This window comes from Micromonospora sp. ATLC16 (genome assembly GCF_057196645.1).
On record NZ_JBXUOW010000029.1, the window covers coordinates 19,170 to 39,164 of the forward strand.

Consider the following 19,995-nt stretch of genomic DNA (forward strand, 5'->3'; position numbering starts at 1 on the left):
GTGAGCTTGGATGACGAGGCGCGCCCGGCGGCTCGGCTCACTGTCCTGGCTGGCCCATCCGGTGCCGGCAGGGAGAGTGTCGTCGAGCTGATCCGGGCGCGTTCTCCGTCAGTGTGGACGCCGGTCGCGGTCACCACCCGGCCTCGCCGGGGCAACGAACTGGACGGCGTCCACCGACACTTCGTCAGCTCGGAGGAGTTCGACCGCCGGCTCGCCGCCGGCGAATTGCTGGAGTGGAGCCGTTTCGGCGCTCACCGGCGCGGCACCGAGGCTGCCCCGCTGCGCCGTCGGCTCGCCGCCGGGCAGCCGGTGCTGCTCGCGCTGGACCTCGACGGGGCGTTGCTGGTCCGGGCGGGCTGGCCCGGGGCGCGACTCGTCCTGCTCCATCCGCCCGGTCGACTGCCGGGACCGCCGGTGGTGACGGCCTTCGACCTCAGCGTGTCGCACGACCGCATCGAGCGGGTCGTGGACCAACTGGTAGGATTCATCGGTTCTTCATTCCTGGCTCCGGCCCGGCCGCGTGCGCGCGGTTGAGCGCCGGCGCCGCGCTCACGCGCGGTCCGTGCGAAAGACGCAGAGGTTAATCCGTGGGATCCATCGCCAACCCCGAAGGCATCACCAACCCGCCGATCGACGAGCTCCTGGAGAAGACGACGTCGAAGTACGCGCTGGTCATCTTCGCGGCCAAGCGCGCCCGCCAGGTCAACGCCTACTACAGCCAGCTCGGTGAGGGCCTGCTGGAGTACGTCGGCCCGCTGGTCGAGACCACTCCCCAGGAGAAGCCGCTCTCCATCGCGATGCGCGAGATCAACGCCGGCCTGCTCACCGCTGAGCCGACCGACCAGCCGTAGTCCCACCGCGCGTCGATGAGCGGCCGGATCATCCTCGGCGTAGGCGGCGGGATCGCCGCCTACAAGGCGTGTGAGCTGCTGCGCCTGTTCACCGAGTCGGGCCACCAGGTGCGGGTGGTGCCGACGGCGGCCGCGTTGCGTTTCGTCGGCGCACCGACCTGGGCGGCGCTCTCCGGGCAGCCGGTCGCCGAGGACGTCTGGTCCGACGTGCACGAGGTGCCGCACGTGCGCCTCGGCCAGCAGGCCGATTTGGTGGTGGTCGCACCCGCCACCGCCGACCTGTTGGCCCGCGCCGCCCACGGCCTGGCCGACGACTTACTCAGCAACACCCTGCTGACCGCTCGCTGCCCGGTGCTGCTGGCGCCGGCCATGCACACCGAGATGTGGGAGCATCCGGCCACCGTCGCCAACGTCGCGACGCTGCGGGCCCGGGGCGTCCGGGTCGTCGAGCCGGCGGTGGGACGGCTGACCGGTGTCGACACCGGAAAGGGTCGGTTGCCGGAGCCGACGGAGATCTTCGCGGTGGCCCGCCGCATCCTGAGCCGCGGCGCCGACGCGCCGGCCGACCTGGCCGGTCGCCGGGTGGTGGTCACCGCCGGCGGCACCCGGGAACCGCTCGACCCGGTGCGTTTCCTGGGCAACCGGTCCTCCGGCAAGCAGGGCTACGCGTTCGTCCGGGCCGCCCTCGCCCGTGGCGCCCGGGTCACGCTGATCGCCGCCAACGTCACACTGCCCGACCCGGCCGGTGCGGACCTGATCCGGGTGGGCACCACCGGGGAGCTGTGGGAGGCCACGCTGAAGGCGGCGGCGGACGCCGACGTGGTGGTGATGGCGGCGGCTCCGGCCGATTTCCGACCCGCGACGTACGCGCCTGGCAAAATCAAGAAGTCGGACGACGGCACGGCGCCCATCATCGAACTCGTGACCAACCCGGACATCGCCGCCGAGTTGGGTCAGCGTCGTCGGCCGGAGCAGGTGCTGGTGGTGTTCGCCGCCGAGACCGGCGACGCCGAGGCCAACGGACGGGCCAAGCTGGCCCGTAAGCGGGCCGACCTCATCGTCATCAACGAGGTCGGGCCGGACAAGGTCTTCGGCGCCGAGACCAACGCGGCCACGGTCATCAGCGTGGACGGCTCGGTCACCCGGATACCCGAGCGGTCCAAGGAGGATCTCGCCGACGGGGTGTGGGACCTGGTGGTCGCCCGGTTGGCCGGTGACTTCTCCTGACGGTTGGATGCAAGATGACCGTGGACGAAGCCGTCGACGGTCAGTGACTACACTGCCGCGGAACGACGTCCAAGAACTTAGGAGTACCGTGACACGCCGCCTCTTCACGTCCGAATCGGTCACGGAAGGCCACCCGGACAAGATCGCCGACCAGATCAGTGACGGCATCCTCGATGCCCTGTTGACGCAGGATCCGCACAGCCGAGTGGCCGTGGAGACGCTGATCACCACCGGTCAGGTGCACGTCGCCGGTGAGGTGACGACCAAGGCGTACGCCGACATCCCGACGATCGTGCGCGAGACGATCCTGGGAATCGGCTACGACTCGTCGAAGAAGGGGTTCGACGGGGCGTCATGCGGGGTCAGTGTCTCGATCGGCGCCCAGTCGCCGGACATCGCGCAGGGCGTGGACAACGCGTTCGAGTTGCGTACCGGGACGTCGGAGAGCTCGTTGGACGCGCAGGGCGCCGGCGACCAGGGCATGATGTTCGGCTTCGCCTGCTCGGAGACGCCCGAGCTGATGCCGCTGCCGATCGCGCTCGCGCACCGGCTGGCCCGCCGGCTCGCCGCGGTACGCAAGGACGGCACGGTGCCCTACCTGCGCCCGGACGGCAAGACCCAGGTCACCATCGAGTACGACGGCCTGCGTCCGGTACGCCTGAACACGGTGGTGGTGTCCAGCCAGCACGCTGCGGACATCTCCCTGGAGTCGCTGCTCACCCCGGACGTGCGTGACCATGTGATCGCCCCGGAACTGGAGAGCCTGGAGCTTGACACCGAGGGCTACCGGCTGCTGGTCAACCCGACCGGCCGGTTCGAGATCGGTGGCCCGATGGGCGACGCGGGCCTGACCGGGCGAAAGATCATCGTGGACACCTACGGCGGCTACGCCCGCCACGGCGGTGGGGCCTTCTCCGGCAAGGACCCGTCGAAGGTCGACCGTTCGGCCGCGTACGCGATGCGGTGGGTGGCCAAGAACGTGGTGGCCGCCGGCCTCGCGGAGCGGTGCGAGGCGCAGGTGGCGTACGCGATCGGCAAGGCGCATCCGGTGAGCCTGTTCATCGAGACGTTCGGCACCGAGACGGTGCCGGTGGCCTCGATCGAAAAGGCGGTCACCGAGATCTTCGACCTGCGTCCCGCCGCCATCATCCGGGATCTGCACCTGCTGCGACCGATCTACGCCGAGACCGCCGCCTACGGCCACTTCGGCCGCGAGCTGCCCGACCTGACCTGGGAGTCCACCGATCGCGCCGCCGACCTCAAGTCGGCCGCGGGAGCCTGACAACCACCCGGCGTGACGACCGGCGGCCCGCTGACGAGTCGCCGGTCGCCCGTGTCTGCGTCGATGTGCCCCTGGCCCACCTGGACCGGCCCTTCGACTACCTGATTCCGCAGGCCCTCTCCGCCGACGCCGTGCCGGGTGTACGGGTGAAGGTGCGCTTCGCCGGCCAACTGGTCGACGGCTGGCTGCTGGAGCGGACCGAACGATCCGAGCACCCCCGGCTCGCGTACCTCGACAAGGTTGTCTCCCCGGTGCCGGTGCTCGCCCCGGAGCTGGCCCGACTGGCCCGGGTCGTCGCCGACCGGTACGCCGGCAGCCTGGCCGACGTACTGCGGCTGGCGGTGCCACCGAGGCACGCCCGGGTGGAGAAGGATGCGCTCACCCAGGCCCCGCCCGCCGACCCGACCGACCTGGCGGAGACCGACCCGGCTGATCCGGCTGATCCGGCGCCGGCCGAGCCGGTGTCACCGGGGGCACGGGCCGAGCCAGCGGGGTCCGTGGCTGCTGGGCCGGAGCCGGAGGGGTGGCGCGACTACCCGGCCGGGCCGGCGCTGCTGCGCGCACTGACCGACGGGCGCTCGCCCCGGGCCGTGTGGTCGGCGCTGCCGGGGGAGGACTGGGCGGGACGCTACGCCACCGCCGTCGCCGCCACCGTGGCCGCCGGGCGGGGCGCGCTGGTGGTGGTGGCCGACGGGCGGGACCTGGATCGGCTGGATGTCGCGCTGACCGCGCGGCTCGGTGCGGGCCGGCACGTCTGCCTGTCGGCCGCACTCGGTCCGGCGCGGCGCTACCGCGCGTTCCTGACCGCCCGCCGTGGCGACGTCCCGGTGGTGATCGGCACCCGGGCGGCCATGTTCGCTCCGGTCGACCGGCTGGGGCTGGTGGCCATCTGGGACGACGGCGACGATCTGCACGCCGAGCCGCGCGCCCCCTATCCGCACACCCGGGAGGTGCTGCTGACCCGGGCCCAGTTGGCGGGGGCAGGCGCGCTGGTCGGCGGCTACGCCCGTACCGCCGAGGCGCAGTTGCTGGTGGAGACCGGCTGGGCCCGCGAGGTCGTCGCCGACCGGGCGGTGCTGCGGGCGCGTACCCCCGCGATCGTGCCGACCGGCGACGACCCGCAGCTGGCCCGCGATCCCGGTGCGGCGACCGCCCGGCTGCCCAGCCTGGCCTGGACCGCCGCCCGGGAGGCACTGCGCGCGGACGCTCCGGTCCTGGTCCAGGTGCCCCGGCGCGGCTACCTGCCCTCGGTGGCCTGCGCCGACTGCCGTACCCCGGCCCGCTGCCCGCACTGCGCCGGCCCGCTCGCGTTGCCGTCGGCCGGGGGGTCGCCGGCCTGCCGTTGGTGCGCCCGGATCGCCGCCGCGTACGCCTGTCCGGAGTGCGGCGGGCGGCGACTGCGGGCCTCGGTGACCGGTGCCCGGCGGACCGCCGAGGAACTGGGTCGGGCCTTCCCGGGGGTGCCGGTGCGCACCTCGGGCCGGGAGGAGGTACTGGCCGACGTCCCCGGCGGCGCTGGCCTGGTGATCGCGACCCCGGGGGCCGAGCCGGTGGCGACCGGCGGCTACGGTGCGGTGCTCCTGCTGGACACCTGGGCGTTGCTCACCCGCACCGACCTGCGGGCCGGGGAGGAGGCGTTGCGCCGCTGGACAGGTGCCGCGGCGCTGGCCCGGCCGGCCGCCCACGGGGGTCGGGTGGTGGTGGTCGCCGACGGCGCACTCGCGCCGGTGCAGGCGCTGCTGCGCTGGGATGCCGGCTGGTTCGCGGCCCGGGAGCTGGCCGAGCGGCGGGAGCTGGGCTTTCCGCCGGCGATGCGGATGGCCAGCGTGACGGGCCTGCCGGTCGCGGTCGCCGACCTGTTGGCGCAGGCGCGCCTGCCCGAGGGGGCCGAGCTGCTCGGTCCGGTGCCGGCCGACGGCGAGCGGGAGCGGATGCTGGTGCGGGTGCCCAGGGCCCGGGCCGCCGACATGGCCGGCGCGCTGCACGTGGCCGCCGGGGTGCGCAGCGCCCGCAAGGCGACCGAACCGGTACGCGTGCAGGTCGACCCGCTCGCGCTGTTCTGATCGGAGGCGGTGACGGTGCGTACCGACCGGTGTCCCAATCGATGCCATATGTTACCTGATCATCACTTCAAGTAGCGACTCACCTGCTCGCGGTCGCGTCCCGAAGTCGGATCCGTGCGAGGTGGTAGCATCGCCCGTCATGCCGGTGCGTACGGCGACTCCAGGTCGAGCTGGAGGTGCCCGAGGGCAGCGCGACGACGGCGGAACCGCGTCGGCCCGGCGCGGAAAATCGATGATCTCAACCGGCCGGTGATCAGGGGTGGACAAGTCGTGACCGTTCGTCAGTCGATCGTCTTCAACGGTGACCTGGGCAGCGGCAAGAGCACGGTCTCCGTCGAGATCGCCAACCGGCTGGGCCTGCGCCGGGTCAGCGTCGGTGACCTCTACCGGCAGATGGCGCAGGAGCGGCAGATGACCGCGCTCCAGCTGAACCTGCACGCCGAGCTGGACCAGGCCGTCGACGGCTATGTCGACCAGCTCCAGCGCGACATCGCCGCCTCCGGTGAGAGCCTGGTCATGGACTCCCGGCTGGCCTGGCACTTCTTCACCGACGCCCTCAAGGTGCACATGATCACCGAGCCGGGGGAGGCCGCCCGCCGCGTCCTGCTGCGCCCCTCCGGGCCGGCCGAGAGCTACATCTCGCTGGACGAGGCGAAGGCCAAGCTCCGGGAACGCAGCGAGAGCGAGCGTGGCCGGTTCCTGGTCCGGTACGGGGTGGACAAGGCCCGGCTGCGCAACTACGACCTGATCTGCGACACCACCCGGGCACCCGCCGCCCAGGTGATCGGGCGCATCGTCGACGCGTACGAGGGACGACTCGCGCCGGAGGTGCTGCGCGGTGCCCCGCCGCTGCTGCTGCTCGACCCCGGCCGGGTCTACCCGACCGAGGGCGTCACCGGATTGCGCGGCACGTGGGACTCGACCTTCACCGGCGAGATCGCCGCCGCCGGTGAGACCGGCCTGGAGCCACTGGAGATCGGGTACACCGGCGAGTACTTCTTCGTGGTCGACGGGCACCGCCGACTCAGCGCCGCACTGCGCAACGGATTCCGGCTGGTGCCGGGCCGGCTGGTTGCCGAGGTCGAGGAGCCGGTGGTCGGCGGGGTGAGCGCGATGGACTACTTCGCCGCGCAGGTCCGTCCCAGCCTGATCCACGACTGGGAGGCGGCCCACGACATCCACCTGCCGCTGCCCGAGCACGCCCTGCTCGCCGGCGACGCGGTGCTGGCCGGCGAGAGCCCCGCTGGCTGAGCCCCACCGCCGGCTGAGCCGTGCCGGCTGAGCCCCCACCGCCGGCTGAGCCGTGCCGGGCTGGTCAGCTGAGCCGCGCCGGGCTCGCGCTGAACCGTGTCGGGTGCCGGCCGCGATGGCACCGCCCCGGCATGATGGAGCCTTCGGGACACACCGAGGAGGCCGGATGAAACCCGCCGAGGCGCTCGCATGGCTGATGTCGTCCGAGGGGCGGGTCGACCCGTACCCGGCGTACGAGCGGCTACGCGCCCATGGGCCGATCGTGCAGGCCGAGCCGGGCGTGTTCGTGGTCACCGGCTACGCCGAGGCCGACGAACTCCTGCGCGACGCCCGGGTCCGGGTGCTCGACGAACATCTGCGGGACGGCCTCCTGCCGAGCTGGCGTGACAGCCCGGCCGTGTCCTCGATCGCCCGGTCCATGCTGCGGACCAACCCGCCCGACCACAGCCGGATGCGCCGGCTCGCCGCCGGAGCCTTCACCCCACGGCGGATCGGCGCCATGCGCGAGGTGGTCGCGGCGCAGACCGACGAGCTGATCGACGCGATGGCTTCGGCCGGGCGGTGCGGCAGCCCGGTGGACTTCATGACCGATTTCGCCTACCCGCTACCGGTCGGGGTGATCTGCGAACTGCTCGGTGTGCCCGCCGCCGACCGCGCGCTGTTCCGGCGCTGGGCGGCCGACCTGACCGGGGTCTTGGAGCCCGAGATCACCTCGGCGGAGTTGGCCGTGGCCGACGCCGGCGCGACCGAACTGCGGGACTACTTCACCGACCTGGTGGCCGACCGCCGCCGGCACCCCGCCGACGACCTGACCACCGCCCTGGTGCAGGCGCACGACGCCGGTGAGCGGCTCACCGGCGAGGAGCTGCTGGCGAACCTGGTGATCCTGCTCGTCGCGGGCTTCGAGACCACCACCAACCTGCTCGGCAACGGGCTGGCCGTGCTGCTGGACCACCCCCGGGCCGCCGACGTGCTGCGTCGACACCCGCAGCACGCCCCGGCGTACGTGGACGAGTTGCTCCGCTTCGACTCACCGGTGCAGCTGACCACCCGCACCAGTGGCGAATCCGTCCGGCTCGACGGTGTGGAGGTGCCCGCCGGCGGCTGGCTCCTGCTGCTGCTCGGCGCGGCCAACCGCGACCCCCGGCGGTACCCGCAGCCGGAGCGGTTCGACCCGTGGCGGGCGCAGCCGCACCCGCTCTCCTTCGGCGCCGGGCCGCACTACTGCCTGGGCGCGGGGCTGGCTCGCCTGGAGGCCCAGGTCGCCTTCCCGGCACTGCTGCGCCGGCTGCCCGGGCTGACACCGGTCGGCCAGCCCCGACGTCGGATCCGGCTGACCCTGCGCGGGTACGACCACCTGCCGGTCACCGTGGGTGAACCGCTGCCGGCCACGGGTGGTGGTGCGCCGGTCGGCACGGCCATCGGCAGTCCGTAGACTGGTACGGCACTACCGTCCCGCCGTGAAGGAGCCAACCCGCGTGACCGTCCAGCCCATCCGTCTGTTCGGGGATCCGGTGCTGCGCACGCCGGCCGATCCGGTGGTCGACTTCGACGCCGAGCTGCGCAAGCTCGTCGAGGACCTGACCGACACCATGCGTGAGCAGGGCGGTGCCGGTCTCGCCGCGCCGCAACTGGGTGTGGGCCTGCGGGTGTTCACCTTCGACGTCGACGACGTGCTCGGCCACCTGGTGAACCCGGTGCTGGAGTTTCCCGACGAGGAGGAGCAGGACGGCCCGGAGGGATGCCTGTCCATCCCCGGGCTCTACTTCGACACCAGGCGCCGGCAGAACGTGATCGCCAAGGGTCTCAACGGTTACGGCGACCCGATGCAGATCGTCGGCACCGGGCTGATGGCCCGCTGCGTGCAGCACGAGACCGACCATCTCGACGGGGTGCTCTTCCTCGACCGGCTGGATCCGGCCGGCCGCAAGGAGGCGATGAAGGCGATCCGCCAGGCTGAGTGGTACGACGCCGCCGCACCGCCCACCGTCAAGCTGAGTCCGCACGCCGCCGGCAGCCCTTTCGGTCTGGGGCGGTGACCGGGTGCGGGTGATTTTCGCCGGTACGCCGGCCGTCGCTGTTCCGGCCCTGGCCGCCGTGGCCGCCTCCCGGCACGAGCTGATCGCCGTGGTGACCCGCCCGGACGCGCCCGCCGGGCGTGGCCGAGGGCTGGTCCGTTCCCCGGTCGGTGCCTGGGCCGACGAGCACGGCGTCGAGGTGCTGACCCCGGCGCGTCCCCGGGAGCCGGAGTTCCTGGACCGGCTGCGCGAGTTGGCGCCGGACTGCGCGCCGGTGGTCGCCTACGGCGCGCTGGTGCCGCCGGTCGCGCTGGAGATTCCCCGGCACGGCTGGGTGAACCTGCACTTCTCGTTGCTGCCGGCGTGGCGGGGTGCCGCACCCGTGCAGCACGCCGTCCTGCACGGCGACGAGCTGACCGGGGCCAGCGTCTTCCAACTGGAGGAGGGCCTGGACACCGGTCCGGTCTACGGCACGCTCACCGACGAGATCCGGCCCGGGGACACCTCCGGTGACCTGCTGGAACGCTTGGCGCACAGCGGTGCCGGGCTGCTGGTGGCGGTGCTGGACGCGCTGGAGGACGGCACCGCCAGGGCCGAGCCGCAGCCTGCCGACGGCGTCTCGCTGGCCCCGAAGCTGACCGTCGAGGACGCCCGGGTGCGCTGGGGCGACCCCGCCTTCGCGGTGGACCGGCGCATCCGCGCCTGCACGCCGGCCCCCGGCCCGTGGACGACCTTCCGGGACGAGCGGGTGAAGCTCGGCCCGGTCGTCCCGGCACCGGATGCGCCCGACCTCAAACCCGGTGAGCTGTTCGTGGAGAAGGCGCGGGTGCTGGCCGGCACCGCCACCGTCCCGGTCCGTCTCGGCGAGGTACGCGCGGCCGGCAAGCGGGCCATGCCGGCGACCGACTGGGCGCGCGGTGTCCGGGTCGGCGCCGGGGAGGAGTTCGCGTGAGGGAGACCGCCGCTCGTGGCGGCGCGGAGCGACGCGGATCCCGTCCCAGCCGGCCGGTCGTCGACCGGGCGCGCTATGCGGCGTACGAGGCGGTCGCGGCGGTGCACCGCGATGACGCGTACGCCAACCTGGTGCTGCCGGCGATCCTGACCGACGCGGGACTGTTCGGCCGGGACGCCGCCTTCGCCACCGAACTTACCTACGGCACCCTGCGCCATCTGGGCACCCTCGATGCGATCCTGACCGACGCGGCTGGGCGGGACGTGCAGCGGATCGACCCGCCGGTCCGCGACGCGCTGCGTATCGGCGCGTACCAGCTGCTGCACACCCGGGTGCCGGCGCACGCGGCGGTCTCCTCCACTGTGGACCTGGTCCGGGCGGTCGGCCAGGGCGCCACCGGCTTCGCCAACGCCGTGTTGCGCGAGGTCGCCACCCGCGACGCCGACGATTGGGTGACCCGACTGGCGCCGCCGGTCGAGAGCGACCCGATCGGGCACCTCGCGTTGGCCTACAGCCATCCACAGTGGATCGTACGGGCGTTCAACGAGGCGCTCGGTGGCGACCTCGGCGAGACGACCCGCCTGCTGATCGAGGACAACGAGCGCCCGCCGGTGCACCTGTGCGCCCGGCCCGGCCTGATCGACCCGGTCGACCTCGCCGACGAGGTGGGCGGCGCGCCCGGCGCCTTCTCGCCGTACGCGGTCTACCTCGCCGGTGGCGCGCCGGGTGGGTTGGCGGCGGTGGCCGACGGTCGGGCCCACGTCCAGGACGAGGGTTCCCAACTGGTCGCGGACGCGCTCGCGCTGGCACCGGTGGACGGGCCGGACGGCCGGTGGCTCGACCTGTGCGCCGGGCCGGGCGGCAAGTCGGGGCTGCTCGGGGCCCTCGCCGCACAGCGGGACGCGCGGCTGACCGCCGTGGAGGTGGCCGAGCATCGCGCCCGGCTGGTCGCCGGCGCCACCCGAGGGCTGCCGGTGACCGTGCTGAACACCGACGGTCGGCTGGTGGGCACCGAGCCGAAACTGCCGGAGGAACACTTCGACCGGGTGCTTGTCGACGCACCGTGCACCGGGCTCGGCTCGCTGCGCCGCCGCCCCGAGTCGCGCTGGCGGCGTCAGCCGTCCGACCTGTCCGCCCTGACCCGGTTGCAACGTGAGTTGCTCGCCGCCGGGTTGCGGGCGGTCCGCCCGGGCGGGGTGGTGGCCTACGTGACCTGTTCGCCGCACACCGTGGAGACCCACGTGACGGTGACCGAGGCGGCCCGCCGCAGCGGGGTGCCGGTCGACTTCGTCGATGCCCGTACGGTGCTGCCGGCCGGCATGCCGGGGCTGGGCGACGGACCGACGGTGCAGTTGTGGCCGCACCGGCACGGCACCGACGCGATGTTCCTCGCCCTGCTGCGCCGCACCTGACTCCCGGCCCCGGTACCGCCGGGGATCCGTCCGGGGCGTACCTGATCGGCGGACCGGTCGTCCGGACCCGCCCCGGGCGCGGCGGTCGGGGGAAGAGCCGCAGCGACCGGGGCGGGTGGTTATTCGGCGGACCGGACGGGAACCCAGTCCGTGAACCGTCGGTGCAGATCGGGGAGGTGTCCGCCGGGCTCCAGCCCGGCGAGCTGCTCGGCGGCCTCTTCGCGCAACTCCACCAAGCGCACCATGAGCGCCGGCTTGTCCTCCCGGTACACGGCGAGCAGATTCAGCTTCGCCGGAGAACAGGGCCAGGCGGCCCCGCAGGCCCGGCAGCGCCACGTCGGGCGGGACGGGACGTGCGCCTCGATCCGGCCGTTCATCCGGTCACGCTCGCGACGCCGGAGCGGACCCGGGGTGTGCCGCCCTCCCGCGCGGTCACCGGTCACGCGCCGGCTTCTGCGCGGACATCGGTTCCGCGCCCGCCGATTCGTTCGCCCATGGCTGTGTCTCCTCCGTCGTGGTTGGAGGGGGTCGCCCCGGTCTGCTCGCCCGGGGGCGACCCCCGGCGACCCGGCGAGCGGGATTGCCGTCCCAAGGCCCGCACGCGCCGCCCACGAAAACCATCGCGTGGTGAATGTGGACGACTACAGGGCGTAGGCATAGGTTCTACAGACGTCAAGGACGTCATGCGGGAGGCGGCATGAATCAGGCGCTGCGAGCAGCCATGGTGGACGCGGGAGCGACCGCCGAGAGCCTCGCCGAACAGGTAGGCGTGGATCCCAAGACGGTGGCCCGGTGGGTTGCTCCGGGGCGGGTGCCGCATCCCCGGCACCGCGCGGTGGCGGCTGCGGCGCTCGGGCGGGACATCGAGGACATCTGGCCGGACGTCTTGAAGCGGCGTGAGCCGGCCTGGCTCCGGCCCTGGGTGGAGACGGAACTCCAGGCCACCGCGTTGCGGTCCTTTCAAGTAGCGGTCATCCCGGGCCTGTTGCAGACCCCCGAGTACGCCTCGGCGGTGCTCAGCAGCGGGCTGCTCGCCCCGGACGAGGTGGCCGGCTACGTCGAGACCCGGATGCGCCGGCAGTCGTCGGTCCTCGAACGCCGCAAACCGCCGCTCTTCGTCGCGGTCATCGACGAGTTCGCGCTTCGTCGCGGCGCCCCGGAGATCATGCACCCGCAACTGGATCACCTGGTGCGGCTGGCGCAGCGACCCAACATCCTGCTGCACGTACTGCCGCTCGACGCCGGCCTGCACCCCGGGCAGGCGGGGCCGTTCGTCATCGCGACGACCGAGGACGGCGACGTCGCGTACCTGGACGACCAGGCCGCCGGCCGGCTGACCAACGACACCGCCGCGCTCTGGTCGATTTGGGATACCCTGCGGTCGGTGGCGCTGCCGCGCCGCCAGACCATCGACTTCCTTGAGGCACGATCATGGCTGTCCTGACCGGCGCCGTGTGGCGCACCAGCACCCGTAGCAGCTCGAACGGTGGCGACTGTGTCGAGGTCGCCGACAACCTTCCCGGCGTCGTCGGTGTCCGCGACTCGAAGGACCGGACCGGTCCGGCGTTGGTCTTCGCTCCAGCGGCCTGGCGGGCGTTCGTCGCCCGTGCCGCCGGGCGGTCCTGACCCGATCCGCGCGCAAGCGCCCGTCCCCCCACGGGGGCGGGCGCTTCGCCATGAGCCCAGGAACGCCATCGCACCCACCGCCCCGCCCGCTTCGCCGGCCCGCTTCGCACCGACGATTCGGGTACCCGAAGCTGAAATCTTGGAGAGTTTCCGTTCGGGAAGAACGGAACTCTCCAAGATTCCGCGGGGCGACGGGGCGACGGGCTGGGGCTGGGGGTCAGGTGATGGGGAGGGCCTGGGTGCCGGCGCCCTTCATCGACCGGGTGAGGGTGCGGTCGCCGATCCAGAGGAGGCACTGCACCGACCGGTTGCCGCTGCGCCACTCGCCTTCCGACGGGTGGTAGAAGATGGTGCCGACCCGGTAATGGAGGTTGCCGTCGTCCGGCACCTTCGCGTAGCGGGCGATGGCGCTGCGGCAACCACTATGGCTCCGCGCCGGGTTCTCCAGGAATTCCGACCAGCTGCTCTCCGGTGCCTGCCACAGACCCACGAACTCCGCCCGGTGCTTCGCGGTGCACTCGACGGCGACCATCTCGGTCACCTCGTCGCCCTCGGTGCGGGCGTTGAAGCAGCGGTGCCGCAGCGGGGACGACCCGTCCAGCGCACTGGCCAGGCTGGCCGTGCGGCGCACGGGTATCGGGGCGTCGAGCCCGCGCAGTTCGTGAACGTCGCAGCGGAACCACCGCGCGCCGCCGGTCCACGCCTGCGGCGAGGGTAGGACGACGGTGAGCCCGATCCGGGCCCCGCGCCAGTCGCCGCCCAACGTCTCGCGGGCCTCGCGGTCGCACTCGCCGAACGCGGTGCGCATCCCCTTGCTGCCGACCGCCGGTGGTCGGGCCCCGGTCGCCTCGGTGAGTGCTCCGACGTGCAGGGTCTCGGCCCGGTGCGGCTGCGCGCAGTCCACCGGTGCGTACGCGCTGAGGTAGCCGACCTCCTGCGGCTGACCGTGGCAGGTGCCGGAGCCGGGCGTGAAGACCGCCGGTGCAGCCATCGACGCCCAGTCGTCGACCAGATCACCATCGGTGCCGGCCGGCCTGGTGCAGCCGGTCGCCGCCAGCGCCACCACGGTCGCCAGGGCGACTCCGGTCAGCCATCGTCGCATCCCTGTCGCCCTCCCGGTCCCCGCTGTCGAAGCGGCAGCATACGGCACCGGGCACATCGACCGGCCGAGCCGTTTCCGCGCCGTGCTCAGGTGACAGGCAGTCCCTGTGGGCCGACGCCGCGCATCGAGCCGGTGAGCTTGCGGTCGTCGCTCCACAGGATGCACCGCACCCCCCGGTCGCCCTCCTCCCACTCCCGCTGTGACGGCGGGTAGAAGATGGAACCGGCGCGGTAGGGCAGGTCGGCGTTGTTGGGCACGTCCGCGAAGGCGGCGATCAGCTCCATGCACCGCTTGTGGGCCTGGCCGGCCGCGCCGACGAACTGCTCCCAGCTCATGTCCTGCTCGACGTAGACGCCGACGAACTCGGCGCCGTGCGGCTCGGTGCACAGCACCGGGGCCATGTAGTTCAGGCTGTCGCCGATGAGCTTCGGGTCGAAGCAACGGTGCACCAGCGGTGAGTCGCCGATCAGCGCGCCGCGCAGGCTGCCGGTGCGGTTGACCGGCCGGGTGTTGTCGATGCTGTCGGTCTCGCTCAGGTCGCAGCGGAACCAGCGGGCGCCGCCGCGCCAGGCCGGCGCCGACGGCAGCGAGATGTTGAGCGTCAACCGGGCGGTGTGCCAGTCACCACCGAGCACCAGGCGCGCCCGCTGGTCACACTCCGCGCGGGCGGTACGCAACGCCGCCGACCCCGGTTCCGGGCGTTCGCCCTCGGTTGCGTCGGTGAAGGCGCCCACGTGGACCGTTTCGGCGAGATGGTTGCGAGCGCAGTCCACGGTCTCGTACGTGCTCGCCTGAACCACCGCGTTGACCCGGGGCAGGCAGGCGCCGGTGGCTGGCACGAACATGGTGGGTGCCCGCAGTGTCTGCCAGTCGTCGGTGAGATCGCCGTCGGTTCCGCCCGGCCGCACGCAGCCGCTGAGCACCATCGCAGCCACACTGGTCAGCGCCAGTGCCGCGAGCCACCGTCGCATCGTCCGCCCTTTCCGGGAACTGCCGCCCGGCTGCCGGTTCCCGCGCCCACCGGCCTGCACGCTACGCCACCGTCCCCGATGGAGTGTTGCCGCGAATCGGTCGTCTGGCCAGTGGAAGCTGAGCTTCATTCCGTTTCATCGGTTCGAAGGGGGTCATTCTGCACCATTGGTCACCTCCGGGTCACGGGGTGTCCCGGTTGCTGGCACGCTGCCGTGGCTGCTGGCCGCGTTCGTACACTGGCCCTGTGACCGTACCGCCGCCGATCGTCGCGCCCAGCATCCTCGCCGCCGATTTCTCCCGTCTCGCCGAGGAGGTCCGTGCCGTCGAGGACGCCGCGGACTGGTTGCACGTCGACGTGATGGACAACCACTTCGTGCCGAACCTGACCATCGGGCTGCCCGTGGTGCAGAGCCTGCGGGCCGCCACCAAGCTGCCCTTCGACGTGCACCTGATGATCACCGACCCGCAGCGTTGGGCGCCCGGCTACGCCGACGCGGGGGCGTACAACGTCACCTTCCACGCCGAGGCCTGTGACGACCCGGTGGCGTTGGCCCGGGACCTGCGGGCGGCCGGTGCCAAGGCGGGGCTGGCGATCGACCGGGACACCCAGATCGAGCCGTACCTCGACCTGCTGCCCAGCTTCGACACGCTGCTGGTCATGACCATCAAGGCCGGGTTCGGCGGGCAGCGCTTCCTCCCGCAACTGCTGGACAAGGTCCGTGCCGCGCGTCGCCACGTCGACGCCGGCCACCTGGAGCTGCGCATCGAGGTCGACGGCGGGATCGCCGCCGACACCATCGAGCAGGCGGCCGCGGCGGGCGCCGACGCCTTCGTGGCCGGCACCGCCGTCTACGCAGCCGACGATCCGGCCGAGGCGGTACGCCGGCTGCGCGGGCTGGCCGAGCGCGCGGCGGCCGGGGCCTGACGTGGACGCCCCCGACGACGATCGCAAGGACGTGATCCTCGTCGTCGACGACGACGAGGACATCGCCCGCTTCGTCGCGTTCAACCTGCGCATCCAGGGCTTCGACGTGATCCTCGCGGCCGACGGCCAGGAGGCGTTGGAGCTGATCGAACGCCAGCGGCCCGACCTGGCCGTGGTCGACCTGATGATGCCGCGGGTGGACGGGCTGGAACTGACCCGGCGACTGCGTGCCGACCCGATGACCGCCGCCCTGCCGGTGATCATGCTGACCGCCAAGGGGATGACCCAGGACAAGGTCCACGGGCTCAACGCCGGTGCCGACGACTATCTGGTCAAGCCCTTCGACAATGCCGAGCTGGTCGCCCGGGTCAGCTCCACGCTGCGGCGCAACAAGGAGTTCCGGGAGGTGTCCCCGCTGACCGGCCTGCCGGGCAACAGCCGGATCCGCCGGGAGATCGCCGACCGGGTCCGCAGCGGCGCGGACTACGCCGTCGGCTACATCGACATCGACCGGTTCAAGAGTGTCAACGACCGGTACGGGTTCGTCCGGGGTGACGGCTTCATCTCCGCGCTCGCCCGCAGCCTGCATCGGGCGGTCGTCGCGGTGGCCCTGCCGCCGGCGTTCCTCGGCCATGTCGGCGGTGACGACTTCGTCTTCGTGTGCACCCCCGAGCAGGTACGGCCACTCACCCTGCGGGTGTCGTCGGACTTCGAGAAGGCCGCGGACGCCCTCTACGATCCCACCGACCGGGAACGCGGCTACGTGGAGTTGAAGGACCGGCGGGGCAACATCCGCCGGGCGGCGCTGGTCACCCTCTCCATCGGGGTCGCCATCTCCGACGCCGACAAGCGCATCACCGACCCGCTGGAGGCGATGACTGTCGCCTCCGAGATGAAGACCGTGGCCAAGAGCCAACCCGGCTCGTACGTGGCGGTGGATCGCCGTCGCGGCGTCGCCGACTCCGGTAACCGTCATGTGAAGTAGCTCGCCCGGGTCGCCCGCCGCCCCGCCGGACGTGTAAGACTTTGCTCAGTACCCACCACGCGCTGGCGGGACTCGGTGTAATTCCGAACCGGCGGTGATCCACGGTCCGACCGTGGTAAGCCCGCGACCCGGGAGCGGTTCGTCCGCCCGGTGGACCTGGTGAGAATCCGGGGCCGACGGTTGGGGGCGGTTCGTCCGCGCCCAGACAGTCCGGATGGGAGACAGCGCGCGGGACGGAAGGGGGCCGTGTGGCTCGCCGGGCTCCGGCGTGCGCGCGTCCCGGCCGGGGCGGTTGTGCCGTACCCGGATTCCGCTGCCTGCCCGTGGCCACCCGGCCGAACTCCCTGCCCGCGCGTACGAGCGAGAGGGCAACGGCAGGCGATGGCAAGCGTCTCCGTGGACGAGGCGATGCGTCGCGCGATCGAACTCGCGGCGCGCGGGCTCGGCACCACCAGTCCCAATCCGGTCGTCGGCTGCGTGTTGCTCGACGCCGACGGCGAGGTGGCCGGCGAGGGCTTCCACGCCTACGCCGGGGGACCGCACGCCGAGATCGTCGCGTTGGCCCAGGCCGGCGAGCGAGCCAAGGGCGGCACGGCGGTGGTCACCCTGGAACCCTGCGACCACGTCGGGCGCACCAGCCCCTGTAGCACCGCGCTGGTCCAGGCGGGGGTGGCCCGGGTCGTCATCGCGGTACCGGACCCCAATCCGGTCGCCACCGGCGGCGCCGCCACGTTGCGCGCCGCCGGGGTCCGTGTCGACGTGGGGGTACGCGAGGCCGAGGCGGAGAGCGGCAACGTGGCCTGGCTGACCGCCATGCGTCGGGGCTGGCCGTACGTGATCTGGAAGTACGCGGCGACGCTGGACGGCCGGTCCGCGGCGGCCGACGGCACCAGCATGTGGATCACCTCCGAGGCCGCCCGGATGGACGTGCACGCGCTGCGCGCCACTGTCGACGCGGTGCTCGTCGGCGTCGGCACGGTCCTCGCCGACGATCCCCGCCTCACCGTGCGCAACCTGCGCGACGGCAGCCTGGCCATCCGGCAGCCGCTGCGCGTGGTGGTCGACTCCGCCGGGCGTACCCCGGATGACGCCCGGGTCCGCGACGGCGCCGCCCGGACCTGGGTGGCCACCGCGCACGAGGTGGGCGCCGGCCCGGACGGGGGCGTCGACCTGCCGGCGCTGCTCGCCGCCCTGCACACCCGTGGGATACGGGCCGTGCTGCTGGAGGGCGGGCCCCGGCTCGCCGGGGCGTTCCTCGCCGCCGGCCTGGTCGACCAGGTGGTCGGCTACCTCGCGCCCCGGCTGCTCGGGGCCGGACCGGCCGCGCTGGTCGACGCGGGTGTGACCACCATCGCCGAGGCCATCGACCTGGAACTCACCGACGTTACGCAGGTCGGTCCCGACCTGCGGATCACCGCGCTGCCCCGGAAGAGGGAGGGCTAGGCATGTTCACCGGCATCGTCGAGGAACTGGGCGAGGTCGTCGGGGTGACTCCGACGGCGGAAGACTCGTCCCTGGTAGCGGTTCGTGGCCCACTGGTCACCTCCGACGCACGGCACGGCGACTCGATCGCGGTCAACGGGGTCTGCCTGACCGTCGTCGACGTCGACGGCGGGGTGTTCACCGCCGACGTGATGGGCGAGACGCTGCGCCGTTCGGCGCTGGGCGGGCTGCGTGCCGGTGACCGGGTCAACCTGGAGCGGGCTGCCGCGCTGGGCAGCCGCCTCGGCGGTCATCTGGTGCAGGGGCACGTCGACGGCGTGGGCGAGGTGCTCTCCCGCGAGCCGGCGCCGCGCTGGGAGACGGTCCGGTTCCGGTTGCCCGCCGTGTTGTCCCGGTACGTGGTGGAGAAGGGCTCGATCACCGTCGACGGGGTCTCGCTGACCGTGGCGGAGGTCGGTGCCGACTGGTTCGCCGTCGGTCTGATCCCCACCACCCTGTCGGCGACCACGCTCGGCAACCGGTCGGTGGGTGACCCGGTCAATCTGGAGATGGATGTGCTGGCCAAGTACGTCGAGCGGCTGCTGGGCGGCCGCGCGGCCGACGGAGCGGAGGTGCCGGCATGACCTTCGCCGACATCGAGCAGGCCCTGGTCGAGATCGCCGCCGGCCGTCCGGTCGTGGTGGTCGACGACGCCGACCGGGAGAACGAGGGTGACCTGATCTTCGCGGCCGAGCTGGCCACCCCGGAACTGCTGGCCTTCACGGTGCGGCACACCTCGGGCTTCATCTGCGTACCGCTCACCGAGAGCGAGTGCGATCGGCTCGACCTGCCGCCCATGCACCACACCAACCAGGACCGGCGGCAGACCGCTTACACGGTGACCGTCGACGCCCGGGAGGGGGTCACCACCGGCATCTCGGCGGCCGACCGGGCGCACACCATCCGGCTGCTCGCCGACCCGGCCACCGGACCGACGGACCTGGCCCGTCCGGGGCACGTGGTGCCGCTGCGGGCCCGCAAGGGTGGGGTGCTGCGACGTCCCGGGCACACCGAGGCGGCCGTGGACCTGACCCGGCTGGCCGGGCTGCGTCCGGCCGGGGTGCTCTGCGAGCTGGTCAACGACGACGGCACCATGATGCGGCTGCCGGACCTGGAGAAGTTCTGCGCCGAGCACTCGCTGACCCTGATCACCATCGCGGATCTGATCGCGTACCGGCGGCGTACCGAGAAGCAGGTCGAGCTGGTCGCGGACGCGCGGATGCCCACCGAGCACGGGGTGTTCCGGGCGCTGGGCTACCGCAGCGAGTACGACTCGGCCGAGCACGTGGCGTTGGTGATGGGCGAGATCGGCGACGGCCAAGACGTGCTGGTCCGGGTGCACTCGGAGTGCCTCACCGGCGACGTCTTCTCGTCGGTGCGTTGCGACTGCGGGCCGCAGCTCAACGCCGCCCTGGACCGGGTGGCCCGCGAGGGGCGGGGCGTGGTCCTCTACGTGCGCGGTCACGAGGGACGCGGCATCGGGCTGCTGCACAAGCTTCAGGCGTACCAGTTGCAGGACCAGGGCCGCGACACGGTGGACGCCAACCTCGACCTCGGCCTGCCAGCCGACGCTCGCGACTACGGCACCGGCGCGCAGATCCTCTACGACCTCGGGGTCCGCTCGATGCGGCTGTTGACCAACAACCCGGCCAAGCGGGCGGGGCTGGAGGGCTACGGCCTGACCATCACCGGTCGCGAGGGGCTGCCGGTGCGTCCGCACCCGGAGAACGTACGGTACCTGCGGACCAAGCGGGACCGGATGGGTCACCTGATCGACCAGCTCGACGAGGTGGCCGAGGCGCCGATGGGGCGTACGGTCCCGGGGACAGAGATCGGAGCGTAGGAGA

General features: G+C 72.7%; 20 protein-coding genes and 1 riboswitch. Of the genes, 17 read left to right on the top strand and 3 right to left on the bottom strand.

Annotated elements, in window-relative coordinates:
- The 10 genes from AC2CHE_RS14480 to AC2CHE_RS14525 all read left to right on the top strand — a co-directional run bounded on the left by AC2CHE_RS14480 (window position 1) and on the right by AC2CHE_RS14525 (window position 11,056).
- Window positions 1–534 (top strand): nucleoside/nucleotide kinase family protein, encoded by a 534-nt coding sequence (locus AC2CHE_RS14480; protein ID WP_484505415.1) that lies wholly within the window; start codon window positions 1–3, stop codon window positions 532–534.
- Window positions 535–587: 53 nt separating this feature from the next.
- Window positions 588–851, top strand: coding sequence for a DNA-directed RNA polymerase subunit omega (rpoZ, locus tag AC2CHE_RS14485; RefSeq protein WP_007075826.1), 264 nt, complete (start codon window positions 588–590; stop codon window positions 849–851).
- Between the two features lie 15 nt (window positions 852–866).
- Entirely contained in the window at window positions 867–2,078 is a 1,212-nt protein-coding gene (gene coaBC / locus AC2CHE_RS14490) for a bifunctional phosphopantothenoylcysteine decarboxylase/phosphopantothenate--cysteine ligase CoaBC (protein WP_484505416.1), read from the top strand.
- A gap of 88 nt (window positions 2,079–2,166) precedes the next feature.
- Window positions 2,167–3,360 carry a methionine adenosyltransferase gene (metK, locus tag AC2CHE_RS14495; protein WP_484505417.1) on the top strand — a complete coding sequence of 398 codons (1,194 nt, stop codon included), beginning with the start codon at window positions 2,167–2,169 and terminating at the stop codon, window positions 3,358–3,360.
- A 65-nt stretch (window positions 3,361–3,425) separates the two neighbouring features.
- Entirely contained in the window at window positions 3,426–5,423 is a 1,998-nt protein-coding gene (locus AC2CHE_RS14500) for a primosomal protein N' (RefSeq protein ID WP_484505418.1), read from the top strand.
- A gap of 270 nt (window positions 5,424–5,693) precedes the next feature.
- The gene (locus tag AC2CHE_RS14505; RefSeq protein WP_484505419.1) at window positions 5,694–6,674 is read left to right on the top strand and encodes an AAA family ATPase; all 981 of its coding nucleotides are present in this window, start codon (window positions 5,694–5,696) and stop codon (window positions 6,672–6,674) included.
- A 166-nt stretch (window positions 6,675–6,840) separates the two neighbouring features.
- Window positions 6,841–8,109 (top strand): cytochrome P450, encoded by a 1,269-nt coding sequence (locus AC2CHE_RS14510; protein ID WP_484505420.1) that lies wholly within the window; start codon window positions 6,841–6,843, stop codon window positions 8,107–8,109.
- 43 nt (window positions 8,110–8,152) lie between these two features.
- Window positions 8,153–8,713, top strand: coding sequence for a peptide deformylase (gene def / locus AC2CHE_RS14515; RefSeq protein ID WP_484505461.1), 561 nt, complete (start codon window positions 8,153–8,155; stop codon window positions 8,711–8,713).
- A gap of 4 nt (window positions 8,714–8,717) precedes the next feature.
- Window positions 8,718–9,644, top strand: coding sequence for a methionyl-tRNA formyltransferase (fmt, locus tag AC2CHE_RS14520; RefSeq protein ID WP_484505421.1), 927 nt, complete (start codon window positions 8,718–8,720; stop codon window positions 9,642–9,644).
- Window positions 9,599–11,056 carry an RsmB/NOP family class I SAM-dependent RNA methyltransferase gene (locus AC2CHE_RS14525; RefSeq protein ID WP_484505462.1) on the top strand — a complete coding sequence of 486 codons (1,458 nt, stop codon included), beginning with the start codon at window positions 9,599–9,601 and terminating at the stop codon, window positions 11,054–11,056. Before fmt ends, AC2CHE_RS14525 begins: the two co-directional genes overlap by 46 nt.
- Before the next feature lie 119 nt (window positions 11,057–11,175).
- Here AC2CHE_RS14525 and AC2CHE_RS14530 read toward each other — a convergent pair whose 3' ends face one another.
- Entirely contained in the window at window positions 11,176–11,433 is a 258-nt protein-coding gene (locus AC2CHE_RS14530; RefSeq protein ID WP_484505422.1) for a flavin reductase, read from the bottom strand.
- Between the two features lie 320 nt (window positions 11,434–11,753).
- Here AC2CHE_RS14530 and AC2CHE_RS14535 point away from each other — a divergent pair, with 320 nt between their 5' ends.
- On the top strand, window positions 11,754–12,500 hold the full coding sequence (locus tag AC2CHE_RS14535) for a helix-turn-helix domain-containing protein (RefSeq protein ID WP_484505423.1): 747 nt from the start codon (window positions 11,754–11,756) through the stop codon (window positions 12,498–12,500).
- Complete coding sequence (locus AC2CHE_RS14540) at window positions 12,488–12,682, top strand: DUF397 domain-containing protein (protein ID WP_484505424.1); 195 nt, start codon at window positions 12,488–12,490, stop codon at window positions 12,680–12,682. Before AC2CHE_RS14535 ends, AC2CHE_RS14540 begins: the two co-directional genes overlap by 13 nt.
- Before the next feature lie 217 nt (window positions 12,683–12,899).
- Here the strand turns inward: AC2CHE_RS14540 and AC2CHE_RS14545 are convergent, their stop codons facing one another.
- Window positions 12,900–13,784: a septum formation family protein gene (locus AC2CHE_RS14545; RefSeq protein ID WP_484505425.1), complete on the bottom strand. Its 885-nt coding sequence runs from the start codon at window positions 13,782–13,784 to the stop codon at window positions 12,900–12,902.
- Between the two features lie 86 nt (window positions 13,785–13,870).
- A complete protein-coding gene (locus AC2CHE_RS14550; RefSeq protein WP_484505426.1) occupies window positions 13,871–14,755 on the bottom strand; it encodes a septum formation family protein in 885 nt (294 codons plus the stop codon).
- A gap of 245 nt (window positions 14,756–15,000) precedes the next feature.
- On the opposite strand from AC2CHE_RS14550, the gene rpe reads away from it, so the two are divergent.
- The 5 genes from rpe (at window position 15,001) to AC2CHE_RS14575 (ending at window position 19,991) form a co-directional block, all read left to right on the top strand.
- Window positions 15,001–15,681, top strand: coding sequence for a ribulose-phosphate 3-epimerase (rpe, locus tag AC2CHE_RS14555; RefSeq protein WP_484505427.1), 681 nt, complete (start codon window positions 15,001–15,003; stop codon window positions 15,679–15,681).
- A 1-nt stretch (window position 15,682) separates the two neighbouring features.
- Window positions 15,683–16,666 (top strand): response regulator, encoded by a 984-nt coding sequence (locus AC2CHE_RS14560; protein WP_484505428.1) that lies wholly within the window; start codon window positions 15,683–15,685, stop codon window positions 16,664–16,666.
- A gap of 57 nt (window positions 16,667–16,723) precedes the next feature.
- A riboswitch (FMN riboswitch) is annotated at window positions 16,724–16,896 on the top strand.
- Between the two features lie 151 nt (window positions 16,897–17,047).
- Window positions 17,048–18,109, top strand: coding sequence for a bifunctional diaminohydroxyphosphoribosylaminopyrimidine deaminase/5-amino-6-(5-phosphoribosylamino)uracil reductase RibD (gene ribD, locus AC2CHE_RS14565; protein WP_484505429.1), 1,062 nt, complete (start codon window positions 17,048–17,050; stop codon window positions 18,107–18,109).
- A gap of 2 nt (window positions 18,110–18,111) precedes the next feature.
- Complete coding sequence (locus AC2CHE_RS14570; protein WP_484505430.1) at window positions 18,112–18,732, top strand: riboflavin synthase; 621 nt, start codon at window positions 18,112–18,114, stop codon at window positions 18,730–18,732.
- Entirely contained in the window at window positions 18,729–19,991 is a 1,263-nt protein-coding gene (locus tag AC2CHE_RS14575; RefSeq protein WP_484505431.1) for a bifunctional 3,4-dihydroxy-2-butanone-4-phosphate synthase/GTP cyclohydrolase II, read from the top strand. Before AC2CHE_RS14570 ends, AC2CHE_RS14575 begins: the two co-directional genes overlap by 4 nt.
- The last annotated feature ends 4 nt before the right edge of the window (window positions 19,992–19,995 follow it).

Bases quoted from the DNA above. Each gene is read 5' to 3' on its own strand.
- coaBC (WP_484505416.1), top strand. From the start codon at position 867: ATGAGCGGCCGGATCATCCTCGGCGTAGGCGGCGGGATCGCCGCCTAC.
- AC2CHE_RS14510 (WP_484505420.1), top strand. From the start codon at position 6,841: ATGAAACCCGCCGAGGCGCTCGCATGGCTGATGTCGTCCGAGGGGCGG.
- AC2CHE_RS14530 (WP_484505422.1), bottom strand. From the start codon at position 11,433: ATGAACGGCCGGATCGAGGCGCACGTCCCGTCCCGCCCGACGTGGCGC.
- AC2CHE_RS14535 (WP_484505423.1), top strand. From the start codon at position 11,754: ATGAATCAGGCGCTGCGAGCAGCCATGGTGGACGCGGGAGCGACCGCC.
- AC2CHE_RS14540 (WP_484505424.1), top strand. From the start codon at position 12,488: ATGGCTGTCCTGACCGGCGCCGTGTGGCGCACCAGCACCCGTAGCAGC.
- AC2CHE_RS14545 (WP_484505425.1), bottom strand. From the start codon at position 13,784: ATGCGACGATGGCTGACCGGAGTCGCCCTGGCGACCGTGGTGGCGCTG.
- AC2CHE_RS14550 (WP_484505426.1), bottom strand. From the start codon at position 14,755: ATGCGACGGTGGCTCGCGGCACTGGCGCTGACCAGTGTGGCTGCGATG.
- ribD (WP_484505429.1), top strand. From the start codon at position 17,048: ATGGCAAGCGTCTCCGTGGACGAGGCGATGCGTCGCGCGATCGAACTC.
- AC2CHE_RS14570 (WP_484505430.1), top strand. From the start codon at position 18,112: ATGTTCACCGGCATCGTCGAGGAACTGGGCGAGGTCGTCGGGGTGACT.
- AC2CHE_RS14575 (WP_484505431.1), top strand. From the start codon at position 18,729: ATGACCTTCGCCGACATCGAGCAGGCCCTGGTCGAGATCGCCGCCGGC.